The following is a 12178-nucleotide window of genomic DNA, read 5'->3' on the forward strand; positions in this document are numbered from 1 at the left end:
ACGTTCAATAGCGATAACGACGCGCGCGACCTCAGAGCACGGCGACCGGATAGGAACCCAGCACCTTGAACAGTAGCGCGTCCTGTTCGAGATTTTGCAGGGCATAGGCGACCTTGGGCTCCTGCCGGTGGCCGAGGATATCGACGAAGAACACATAGTCCCAGATACCGCGGCGCGAAGGACGCGACTCGATGCGCGTCATGCTGATGCCGTGCACGGCCAGCGGCGCAAGCAGCGTGTGCAGACCGCCTGACTGATTTTTGCACGAGAGCAGCAGACTGGTCTTGTCCTGGCCGCTCGACGGCGAGTCCTGCTTGCCGATCACCAGGAAGCGCGTGGTGTTACTCGGCTCGTCCTCGATGCGCTCGGCGAGCACCGCGAGTCCGTAGATTTCGGCGGCCTGGAGGCCGGCGACGGCGGCGGCCTCGGGATCGGACGCCACCAGCCGCGCCGCCTCGGCATTGCTGCCGACCGGCAGCCGCTCGGCGGTCGGCAGATGACGGTCGAGCCATTCGCGACACTGCGCCAGCGACTGCTGGTGCGAATAGACGCGCCGGATGCCGGCCAGATCCGCCGCCTTGGTCAACAGATGCTGATGGACGCGCAGACAGACCTCGCCGGTGATCATGAGCGGTGAGTTCATGAACAGATCGAGCGTATGGCTGACCACGCCCTCGGTGGAATTTTCGACCGGCACCACGCCGAAGTCGCAGGCGCCGGACTCGACCTCGCGAAAGATCTCGTCGATGGTGGCCATGGCCTGCGTGACCACCGAATGCCCGAAGTGCTTGATCGCCGCCGCCTGGGTGAAGGTGCCCTCAGGCCCCAGAAAGGCGGCACGCAGCGGACGCTCCAGGGCCAGACAGGCCGACATGATCTCGCGGAACAGGCGCGCGACCTCTTCGCCGTCGAGCGGCCCCGGATTGGCCTCCTTGATCCGGCGCAGAACGGCGACCTCGCGCTCGGGACGATAGAACTGCACCGATCCGCCCTGAGTTCCGGTCTTGATATGCGCGACCTGCTGGGCGCAGCGGGCGCGCTCGCTGATCAATTGCAGGATTTCCTGGTCGATGGCGTCGATGCGGTCGCGCACTGCCGCCAAGGCCTGCTGTTCCTGGTTGCCGCTCTCGCTCATGGCGTCTGCCCTCCCTCGCTCAACCGCCGAGACAGCGTACCGAGAGCACGCCGTCGATGGCCCGAAGCTGCGCGAGCGTGCCCTCGGGACAGGGCTTGTCGACGTCGACCAGGGTCACGGCTACGTCGCCGCGCGAGCGGTTGAGCATGTCGATGATGTTGAGCCCGGCGGCGGCCAGATCGGTCGAGATCTGACCGAGCATGTTGGGCACGTTGCTGTTGACGATGGCCATCCGGTACCCCTCGGTGCGCGGTAGCACGATGTCGGGGAAGTTGACCGAGTTGGTGACGTTGCCGTCCTCCAGATAGTCACGGATCTGATCGGCGACCATGATCGCGCAGTTGTCCTCGGCCTCGCGGGTCGAGGCGCCCAGATGTGGCAGGGTGACGACGCGCGGATGGTCCTTGAGCCGGTTACTCGGGAAATCGCAGCAATAGGCGTAGAGATGGCCCGAGTCAAGTGCCGCGATCACGGCCTCGTCGTCGAGGATACCCTGACGCGAGAAGTTCAGCAGTACCGCCCCTTTGGGCAGCAGACGGATACGCTCGGCGTTGATCATGTGGCGCGTCTGATCGGTGAGCGGCACATGGAAGGTCACGAAGTCCGAACGCACGAGCAGATCGTCGATGCTCAGCGCCTGCTTGACGTCGCTCGCGAGCTGCCAGGCACGCTGCACGGTGATGGTCGGGTCGTAGCCGATGACGTGCATCCCGAGTGCGCGCGCGGCATTGGCAACCTTGACGCCGATCGCGCCCAGACCGATGACGCCCAGGGTGCGCCCCGGCAGCTCGAAGCCGGCGAAGCGCTTTTTGCCGGCTTCGACCGCTTCGTTGATAGCGGCATCCTCGCCCTGTAGTTCGCGGGCAAACTGCCAGGCCTGGGCGATGTTGCGCGCCGACATCAGCATGCCGGCGAGTACCAGTTCCTTGACCGCGTTGGCGTTGGCGCCCGGCGCATTGAAGACGGCTACGCCACGTTTGGTCATGTCGGCCACGGGCACGTTGTTGGTGCCCGCGCCCGCACGCCCGATGGCCTTGACTGACTCGGGGATCGGCAGGTCGTGCATCTTGGCCGAGCGCACCAGGATGGCGTCGGGATGGGCGATCTCGGTGGCGATCTCGTAGCGCTCGCGCGGCAGGCGTTCCAGGCCGACCACCGAGATGTTGTTGAGCGTCTGGATTTTGAACATGTCGACTCGAACCCTTGTGGTGGATCTCAGAGGGCCTTGGGCCAGCGGCCCGCAGGAGATCAGGAGATGATGAGTGATAGCGAGCCGCCTCATTACAGAGTCGAGACGGCTCTTCCAGCGTCAACGTGTCTACGTCAGCCGTTGCGGCGTTCGAACTCCTGCATGAAGGCCACCAGCGCATCCACCCCCGCCTCGGGCATGGCGTTATAGATGCTCGCGCGCATCCCGCCGACCGAGCGATGGCCTTTGAGCGTGGTCAGCCCCGCCGCCTTGGCTTCCTTGAGGAAGACCTCGTCCAGCTCGGCATTGGCCAGGGTGAAGGGCACGTTCATCCAGGAGCGATCCGTCGGCGCAACCGGGTTGCCATAGAAGCTGGACGCATCAATGGTGTCATAAAGCTTCTTAGCCTTGCGCGCATTGACCTCAGCCATTGCCGGCAATCCGCCCATGTCCTTCAGCCACTTGAACACCAGTCCCGCCAGATACAAGCCATAGGTCGGCGGGGTGTTGTACATGGAGTCGTTGTCGGCGTGGGTCTTGTAGTCGAGCATGGTCGGCGTGCCCTGGATCGGCTGGCCGATCAGATCCTCGCGCACGATGACGATGGTCAGACCCGCTGGACCGATATTCTTCTGCGCGCCGGCATAGATCAGCCCGAACTTGGAGACATCGATCGGGCGCGACAGAATGGTTGAGGACATATCCGCGACCAGCGGCTTACCCCCGGTCTCAGGCACATAGGGGAACTCGACGCCCTCGATGGTCTCGTTCGGCGTGTAATGGACATAGGCCGCATCAGCGCTCAGGTTCAGCTCGTTCTGGGCCGGGGCGCGGGTGAATTTGCTCGACTCGCTGCTCGCCGCGACGTTCACGGTGCCATAGTGACGCGCCTCGGCGATCGCCTTCTTCGACCAGGAGCCGGTGTTGATGTAGTCCGCCCCCTCAGCCCCGCGCAGCAGATTCATGGGGATCATAGCGAACTGGAGCGAGGCGCCACCCTGCAAAAACAGCACCTTGTAATTGGCCGGAATCGCGAGCAGCTCGCGCAAATCGGCTTCGGCCTCGGCGGCGATGGACATGAACTCCTTGCCGCGATGGCTCATCTCAGCCACGCACATGCCGCTGCCGCGCCAATCGAGCATCTCGTCGCGGGCCTGAGCCAGGACCGCCTCGGGCAGCATCGCGGGACCGGCACTGAAGTTATAGACGCGAGCCATTCTGACATTCCCCATGGGTTGAGTGTTGTGCGGTGGACATCCCGCAGGATGTGGTGAGCGGAGCAAACCGCCTCGGTCGCGCCTGAGGCGGTTCAAGCGATTCTAGGCGTCATCCGTCACGGACGCCTCGTTGTCCTCGACGGCCTCCTCGTCAGCGTCCTTATCGCCCTCCAGGGCGGCAATGCGCTCGACAAAGACCAGTCGCTGGCCCTCGCCGAGATTGATCAGCTTGACCCCCTTGGTATTGCGTCCGACCACCGGGATCTGATCGACCGTGGTGCGGATCAGGGTGCCGTCATCGGCGATCAGCATGATTTCATCGCCTGGATAGACCAGGATCGCGCCGACCTGGGCACCGTTGCGCTCGGCGGTGTCGATGGCGATCACCCCCTGGGTGCCGCGCCCCCTGGTTGGGAACTGATCGACAGTGGTGCGCTTGCCATAGCCGTTCTCGGTGACGCTGAGCACGGTGCCGCTGTCTTCGGGCGCGACCAGGGCAATCACCCGCTGTCCCTCTTGAAGCATCACGCCGCGCACACCATGGGCCGCACGGCCCATCGAGCGGACATGGCTCTCGGAGAAACGCACCGCCTTGCCCGCCGAGGTGAACAGCATCAGATCCTGTTCGCCGCCGGTGATGGTCGCGCCGACCAGCAGCTCGTCCTCGCGCAGATCAATGGCGATGATGCCGCGCGAGAGCGGACGCGAGAAGTCCTTGAGCGGGGTCTTCTTGACCGTGCCGGCGCTGGTGGCCATGAACACGAAGAAGCCGTCCTCGTAGTCGCGCACCGGCAGCAGGGTGGTGATGCGCTCGCCCGCCTCCAGCGGCAGCAGGTTGACCATGGGCCGCCCGCGTGCGCCGCGTCCGGCCTGGGGCAGCTCATAGACCTTGAGCCAGTAGACCCGCCCGCGGCTGGAGAAGCAGAGCACGGTGTCGTGCGAGTTGGCGACGAAGATGCGGTCGATGAAATCCTCTTCCTTGATCGCGGTCGCGCTCTTGCCCTTGCCGCCGCGCTTTTGGGCCTGATAATCGCTGATCGGCTGGGTCTTGACATAGCCCTGATGCGAGAGTGTGACCACCCGATCCTCGGGCGCAATCAGATCCTCCAGGGTCAGATCCGTTTGATCGATCTGGATTTCGGTGCGGCGCGCGTCGCCGAACTGGTCGCGCACCGCGATCAGCTCCTCGCGGATGACGTCCATCAGCTGATCGGGATCGGAAAGGATCAGCAGCAGCGCGGCGATGGCTTCCAGGATCTCCTCGAACTCTTTGAGGATCTTGTCCTGCTCCAGCCCGGTCAGACGGTGCAGTTGCAGATCCAGGATCGCCTTGGCCTGGCGCTCGCTGAGCCGATAGCCGGCGTCGCTGAGTCCAAAGCAGGCTTCGAGTTCTTCCGGACGGGTGTGATCGGCCCCGGCGCGCTCCAGCATCGCGGTCACGCTACCCGGTGTCCAGTGGCGCTCCATCAGCCGTTCGCGTGCCTCGGCGGGATTCGACGCCGCCTTGATGGTGGCGATCACCTCATCGATGTTGGCGAGCGCGATGGCATAGCCTTCCAGTACATGCGCCCGATTGCGCGCCTTGCGCAGTTCATAGAGGGTGCGGCGCGTGACCACGTCACGGCGGTGGCGCAGGAAGTATTCGAGGATCTGCTTGAGATTCAGCGTCAGCGGCTGGCCGTCGACCAGCGCGACCATGTTGATGCCGAACACCTGCTGAAGCTGGGTGTGCTGATAGAGGTTGTTGAGCAGCACCTCGGAGTAGGCATCGCGCTTGAGTTCGATGACGATGCGCAATCCGTCCTTGTCGGACTCGTCGCGCAGGCCGTCCTGGGCGATGCCCTCGATCTTCTTCTCCTTGACCAGTTCAGCGATGCGCTCCAGGAGCCGCGCTTTGTTGACCTGATAGGGGATCTCGGTGATGACGATCGCCTCGCGTCCGCTGCGCTTCTGGGTCTCGGTGGTGGCGCGCGCGCGCATGACGCAGCGACCGCGGCCGGTGCGGTAGGCTTCGCGGATACCACGGACCCCATTGATAAGTGCCGCCGTCGGGAAGTCCGGCCCTGGGACGATCTCCATCAGTTCCTCGATGGTCACCAGCGGGTTGTCGATGATGGTCAGGCAGGCGTCGATGATCTCGCGCAGATTGTGCGGCGGGATGTTGGTCGCCATGCCGACGGCGATGCCCGAAGAGCCATTGACCAGCAGGTTCGGAAAGCGCGCCGGCAGCACCGTGGGTTCGTGTTCGGTGTTGTCATAGTTCGGCGTGAAATCGACCGTTTCCTTGTCCAGATCGTCGAGCAGGGTATCAGCGATGCGCGTCATGCGCACTTCTGTGTAACGCATGGCCGCTGGCGGATCGCCATCGACCGAGTTATGGACGAAGACACCGCACGCGAGCAGGAAATTGTGATGATGGTCGACTGTGATGTCGTAGGTGTCCGCGCGATCGGTGAGTCGACGTTGACTGACAACCCGATGGTTATAATGTCTGCCTGCCGTAACGAGCGCATCGAAGTCGCCGAAATACTCAACGGCCTTGTTCAGGCGCGGAATCCAATTCTGGCGACGATTCGATTCGTACAACTCAGGAGTGATATCAGCGTCAGGAAATTGCTTGCTCAGATCATAGACATAACCCGCGATCTTACGCCGCATCACCTGTTGTCGATATTCAGGTGTTCTCCAATTCGTTCGCAAGGACTCGACCGCTTTACGGTTGATATCCCGCATCAAACCAGGATTATCGAGTAAGCGGCGTGCATTGCTGTCGATGACAGCCTGCTTCTGAGCCTGAATGAATTCAGCGGACTCCCACTGCCTGGCGATTTTTTTGCGATGAATCTCACGCGCTTCCGGCTTGTCCCAGAACCTGTGCGCCATGCGCGAGAAATGATCGGCTGGAAATTTTGCTCGGTATTCAGGATTTTGCCACTGGCGCTTGACGGCCTCGCTGATTTTTTTACGAATGGTGTCGGAGGCCATGGCACGGCAAATCGCTGAAACGATCTCTTCACGCTTGTCGTCGTCAGCCCACATGCGCCGGCTTTTTTCCGCGATGATGGCACGGATGCTGGCCTGTTCCTCATCCGAAAGCGGGCGCTTTTTGATACCGGACAGAACACCGGACATTTTTTCGCGATAATCGGCATCCTGCCACAACAGGCGCATACGCTCGGAAATCGCCGCACGCGCTTCCGGGTGCTCGGCATAATAGTGCTGCAACCCTTCTGAGGTTCGAGCCGCATTGATCTGCCTGAAACTCTCGTCCTGATTTTGACGAATGAAGCGCTCGCGCCGACTCTCGGCAGCTTCAGGGTGTTGTGAATAATAGTTTTGCACCCCTTTTTTCTGTGCTTCACGGAACGCTGGATCTTGCCAGAGTTCACCGATTCGCTCAGCGTGCAGATGCAAGTGCTCAAGGAATGTCAGGCGCTGGATATTCGGCGGGGTATTATTCCAGCGATCGAAGTTCCGATGATGTCTAACGAATGGTCCCTGCACACCATCACATTGCCCTCGTTCGGCATTGAACTCGTCGGCTAGATGATGAACGAACTGATACTGCCCAAGATTCGGCTGGAGGATGCGCAGATACTCGTTCAGTCCGGGCTTGACGGGAGCCGTATCGAAGACCCCTGGCATGAGGCTGTCGTCCGGCGTCAAGTCCTGCGCTTCTTTGTAGGAGCCGTCGCGCAGCATGAAACGATGATCAGGCGTGCAGCGGACGACATCGCCGGTGTCGAGCGTGAGTTCCAGAAGCTCGGCGTCGGGGCGGGTCAGGCGCGCATGACGCCCTTCGGCGATCACGATCTTGCCGGTCTTGTCGACCGCATAGACGTAGAAGATTTCATTAGGCGGCAGTTGCGCCAACTCGGCGAAGGTCTTCTCGGTGCCGTCAGCCAGCTTGATGGCCGTATCGCCGGTGAAACAACCGAAGTTGCCCTGACCGTCGACGAGCAGATTACGCAGCGAGAACGGCTGGGCCATGCGCACCATTGTGTCGTAGATGGCTGCGTCACCGTGGGGGTGGTACTTACCCATGACGTCACCGACCACACGCGCTGACTTGCGATAGGCCCGATTCCAGACGTTGCCCTGCTCGTGCATGGAAAAGAGGACGCGCCGGTGGACCGGCTTGAGACCATCGCGGACGTCTGGCAGGGCGCGTCCCACGATCACACTCATGGCGTAATCGAGGTATGACTGACGCATCTCATCTTCGAGATTGATGGGCAGGACTTCTTTGGCGAAATCTGGCATGGGCGTGATGAACCGACTCTGAGGCGCGCGGCAGGGAGCGGGCGCGTGACCGCGCGGGCTTGGTGTTTAATGACGTAATTCTACCACGACAGCGGATCCAGACCGCGTTTCCGGGCCAGTATCAGTTGCAACTTGGCTGGAAATCCAACACCCGTGGCCCTGAATGTCTATCGCCAATCATATCGCTGCAGCTCAGGCGGCTTAGGCGCCGGCCGAGCAAACAGATAGCCCTGCACCAGATCCGCGCCTTCCCCCGCCACATAGGCCAGCTCGGCTTCAGTCTCGATGCCCTCGGCCAGTACCTGAATCCCGAGATCACGCGCGATGCCGACCAGTGCCCGGAACACCGACTGCCGCTGCGTATCGGCATCGATCCCGCGCACGATCTCCATGTCGATCTTGATGATATCGGGCTTGAGGGTAGCGAGCAGATTGAGCGAAGCATAGCCGCTGCCCACATCATCGAGTGCGACCCGATAGCCGGCACTGCGATAGAAGTCGAGAATGCGCTTGAGATGATCAAAGTCTCCGACCCGTTCGGTTTCAACCACCTCGAACACCAGTCGGCCCGGATCGAAACCCAGCTTGCGCGCCCAGCCGACCGTGGTTTGCAGGCAGTGCGCCGGATCATAGATGGCGGTCGGGATGAAATTGACGAAGAGCTGTCCCGAAATCCCCTCAGCCGCCGCACAGCGTAGCGCCGATTCGCGCGCCTGGCGGTCGACCTGGAACAGCAGATCGTTGTCGCCCGCGAGTGAAAAGATCTCGCCGGGGAACATCAGGCTGCCGTCGGGGCGCTGGCCGCGCAGCAGTGACTCATAACCGACCACAGCGCCATCGGCGACCGACAGGATCGGCTGGAACCAGGAGACGAACCGCTTGGCCTCCAGGATCTCGATCAGACCGCCGGCGTCGAGTAGGCTCAGCCACTGCTCCAGGGTGCGTGCACGGGTGAAGGCGTGAAAACTCAGCGCCTCGCCCGGCTCCAGCAGCAACGCCGAAATCCCCTGTCGTTCGAGCGCATTGAACGCGTTGGCGGCGCGCACCCGCTGCAGGAACTCAAACAGGTTGGACTCATGCAGACGCAGTTCCAGTCCGGCGTCCTCGAAGACTAGCCCCTCGATCTCCAGAAAACCGATCAGGATGTCGATGAGTTCGCGCACGGACCCCGTCAGGAGCAATGTGCCGCGCGTCTCGACTGAAAGTGGAAGGGTTTGACAGCGTGAGCAGGCCATGACGACGGGTCTCCATTGCAGTCCGGTCAGAAATGTCAGTCCATCAATGCGCGCATCTTCTCAACCGTCGGATTAAGCACGACGCCGCGCTCCGTGACAATGGCATCGATCAAGGCCGCCGGCGTGACATCGAACACCGGATTGCGCGCCACGCAGCCGGCTGGGGCGATGCGCCGCCCGCCGCAACCGAGCAGTTCGTCAGGATCGCGCTCCTCGATCGGGATCCCGGCGCCAGAGTCAATCGCCATGTCGACGGTCGAGGTCGGCGCCGCGACCATGACTTTGATGCCATGATATTTGGCCATGACCGCCAATCCATAGGTGCCGATCTTGTTGGCGACATCGCCATTGGCCGCGATGCGATCCGAGCCGACGATCACCCAGCCGATCCGACCCGTGGCCATGAGGCTCGCCGCCGCACAGTCGGCCTGGAGCGTGACCGGGATGCCGTCCTGCATCAGCTCCCAGGCGGTCAGACGCGCACCCTGCATCCAGGGGCGGGTCTCGTCGGCATAGACGCGCTGGATCTTGCCGGCGGCATAGGCACTGCGCACCACGCCGAGCGCGGTGCCATAGCCGCCGGTGGCCAGCGCGCCGGCGTTGCAGTGGGTGATGATCTCAGTCGGCTCGGTGATGAGCTCGGCGCCCAGATCGCCGATGCGTCGATTGGCGGCGCGGTCCTCTTCGTGGATGGCGAGCGCCTCGTCGAGCAGGGCCTGACTCGGGTCGCTCGCGTCCAGCCGCTCGATCAGCGCCCGCATGCGCCGGATCGCCCAGAACAGATTGACGGCGGTCGGACGCGAGGTGGCCAGTCGTTCCAGATCGGTCTCGATGGCCTGCTTCCAGTTCGCGCCCGCGCTGGCATAGGCCTCGCGTCCGGCCAGCGCCACGCCATAGGCGGCGGTCACGCCGATCGCCGGCGCGCCGCGCACCACCATGTCGCGAATAGCGGTAGCGACCTCGGCGGCCCGGTCATAGCCCAGGAATTCGGCGCGTTCGGGCAGGAGGCGCTGATCGGCCAGATAGAGTCGGCCGTCGTGCCAGAGCGCGGCGTCATCCGGGGTCGGGGTGGTGGGTGGCGTGGTTTTCATCGAAGGCTCCTTATGGCATGTTGGCGCCTATTGTCACCCATTCGCCCCCGCAACCAAAGGACCGCGCGATGCACGCCGAACTGCTCATCCATGCCGAGTGGATCCTGACCGTCGATCCCGAGAATCGCCAACTGACCGATCACGCCATCGCCATCGCCGACGGGCGTATCCAGGCGATCCTGCCCTACGCAGAGGCACGGCGCACGATCCAGGCCGAGCAGACCGTCGAGCTGCCCGGTCATGTCCTGATCCCGGGACTGGTCAACGCCCACACCCATGCCGCCATGTCGCTGCTGCGCGGTCTGGCCGATGACCTGCCGCTCATGACCTGGCTGCACGAGCACATCTGGCCGACTGAGGGGCGCTGGGTCGACGCGAGCTTCGTCGCCGACGGGACGCGGTTGGCGGTCCTGGAAATGCTGCGCGGCGGCGTGACCTGCTACAACGATATGTACTTCCATCCCGAGGTCACGGCCCAGGTCACGGCCGAGGCCGGGATGCGCGCCGTGATCGGGATGATCGTGGTCGACTTCCCGACCGGCTATGCCGCCTCATCTGATGAATACATCGCCAAGGGGCTGGCGCTGCATGAGCGCTATCGCGACCATCCGCTGATCCGGGTCGCCTGGGCGCCGCATGCGCCCTATTCGGTCTCGGATGAGCCATTGCAGCGGGTGGCGACGTTGGCCGATGAATTGGGCGTGCCGATCCACATCCATCTCCATGAGACTCGGGACGAAGTGGAGAACGCCGTGAACGCGCATGGCGAGCGGCCCTTCGCGCGGCTCGACCGGCTCGGTTTGATCGGTCCGTCGCTGGCCTCCGTCCACATGACCCAACTGGAAGACGCCGAGATCGCGCGCCTGGCCGAGACGGGCGCCAGTGTCGTGCACTGCCCCGAGTCCAATCTCAAGCTCGCCAGCGGTTTCTGCCCGGTCGCCAGACTGCTGGAGGCGGGCGTGAACGTCGCGCTCGGCACCGATGGCGCGGCCAGCAACAACGATCTCAATCTGCTCGGCGAGATGCGTACCGCCGCCCTGCTCGGCAAGGGCGTGTCCGGCTCGGCGTCCGCCGTGCCGGCGACCGAGGCGCTGCGGATGGCGACCATCAATGGCGCGCGTGCGCTGGGGCTGGACAGTGAAATCGGTTCGATCGAGCTGGGCAAATCGGCTGATCTGGTCGCGCTCGATCTGCGTGACCCGCACACCCAGCCGCTCTATCACCCGGTCTCGCAACTGGTCTATGCCGCTGGGCGCCATCAGGTGCGTCAGGTCTGGATTCAGGGCCAGCAGGTCATCCGCGACGGTGCCCCGACCACGCTGCATCTGGCCGAGGTGCTCTCGGAAGCACAGGTGTGGGGAGCGCGGATCGGAGAATAACGGAGCGGCTGGGCAACACGCTTCAGCGCTTCATCATTTCCATCAGGACGGCGGCCATGAGCTTGGCATCCCCGGAGCTGAGCTTGATCGGCGCGGTATTCGAGCGCGGCTTGGTGCTGGCCGGCGTCGCCGTGGTGGTTTGCGGTTTCTGGGGCTGGGCCGCAGGTCGAACGGGCGGTGTGGGCTTGGGCATGTCAACCTCCATACCGGGATTGGATTGATCGAACTCTACACCATGTCCGCAAAATGGACTGATCTTCAGTAACGCCCCATTGACCCTGACCCTGGGATAAAGATTTTCCGTGGCCCTCGGAAGGGTCTAGAATGACGGCCATGGATCACCGTCGACGACACTCAGAGGAGGACAGGACTCGTGTCCCCTGGGTCGAACCGGCGCCAACCGACAGGCGAACTCAATGTTGTGGCTGTACCTTTTGTTGTTCGTGCCGCCGATCCTGATGATCCTCTGGCGGTTCCTGAAGGGGCCTGACGCGGCCAATCGCATCCTGGCGCTCGACACGCTCACCGTGCTCTTCATCGCGCTGCTGGCGCTGCTGGCGCTCTTCCACGGACGCGCGATCTATCTGGATGTAGCCCTGGTGTTCGCCCTGGTCGGCTTCGCAGGCGTCATTCTCTTCGGGCGTTTCCTGGAAAAAGGGGTCTGAAAGG

The 12178-nt window shown here is 63.0% G+C and carries 9 protein-coding genes; 2 read left to right on the forward strand and 7 right to left on the reverse strand.

The annotated features are described in order from the left end of the window. Positions 1–31 precede the first annotated feature (31 nt). The 6 genes from pheA to mtnA all read right to left on the reverse strand — a co-directional run bounded on the left by pheA (position 32) and on the right by mtnA (position 10130). Complete coding sequence (pheA, locus tag GJ668_RS02740) at positions 32–1135, reverse strand: prephenate dehydratase (RefSeq protein WP_155448579.1); 1104 nt, start codon at positions 1133–1135, stop codon at positions 32–34. A gap of 19 nt (positions 1136–1154) precedes the next feature. Further along, complete coding sequence (locus tag GJ668_RS02745; RefSeq protein WP_155448580.1) at positions 1155–2324, reverse strand: phosphoglycerate dehydrogenase; 1170 nt, start codon at positions 2322–2324, stop codon at positions 1155–1157. A gap of 134 nt (positions 2325–2458) precedes the next feature. Beyond that, entirely contained in the window at positions 2459–3541 is a 1083-nt protein-coding gene (gene serC, locus GJ668_RS02750) for a 3-phosphoserine/phosphohydroxythreonine transaminase (protein ID WP_155448581.1), read from the reverse strand. Between the two features lie 102 nt (positions 3542–3643). Continuing rightward, positions 3644–7804 carry a DNA gyrase subunit A gene (gene gyrA, locus GJ668_RS02755; protein WP_155448582.1) on the reverse strand — a complete coding sequence of 1387 codons (4161 nt, stop codon included), beginning with the start codon at positions 7802–7804 and terminating at the stop codon, positions 3644–3646. Positions 7805–7971: 167 nt separating this feature from the next. Then, positions 7972–9039 carry an EAL domain-containing protein gene (locus GJ668_RS02760; RefSeq protein ID WP_155448583.1) on the reverse strand — a complete coding sequence of 356 codons (1068 nt, stop codon included), beginning with the start codon at positions 9037–9039 and terminating at the stop codon, positions 7972–7974. 35 nt (positions 9040–9074) lie between these two features. After that, positions 9075–10130: an S-methyl-5-thioribose-1-phosphate isomerase gene (gene mtnA, locus GJ668_RS02765; RefSeq protein ID WP_155448584.1), complete on the reverse strand. Its 1056-nt coding sequence runs from the start codon at positions 10128–10130 to the stop codon at positions 9075–9077. Between the two features lie 68 nt (positions 10131–10198). Between mtnA and GJ668_RS02770 the strand changes: the two genes are divergently transcribed. Then, a complete protein-coding gene (locus tag GJ668_RS02770) occupies positions 10199–11509 on the forward strand; it encodes a TRZ/ATZ family hydrolase (protein WP_155448585.1) in 1311 nt (436 codons plus the stop codon). Between the two features lie 22 nt (positions 11510–11531). Here the strand turns inward: GJ668_RS02770 and GJ668_RS02775 are convergent, their stop codons facing one another. Next, positions 11532–11702 carry a hypothetical protein gene (locus GJ668_RS02775; protein WP_155448586.1) on the reverse strand — a complete coding sequence of 57 codons (171 nt, stop codon included), beginning with the start codon at positions 11700–11702 and terminating at the stop codon, positions 11532–11534. A 223-nt stretch (positions 11703–11925) separates the two neighbouring features. On the opposite strand from GJ668_RS02775, the gene GJ668_RS02780 reads away from it, so the two are divergent. After that, a complete protein-coding gene (locus GJ668_RS02780; RefSeq protein ID WP_155448587.1) occupies positions 11926–12174 on the forward strand; it encodes an MrpF/PhaF family protein in 249 nt (82 codons plus the stop codon). Positions 12175–12178: the final 4 nt, after the last annotated feature.

This window comes from Allochromatium palmeri (genome assembly GCF_009720725.1).
Taxonomy (GTDB): domain Bacteria; phylum Pseudomonadota; class Gammaproteobacteria; order Chromatiales; family Chromatiaceae; genus Thermochromatium; species Thermochromatium palmeri.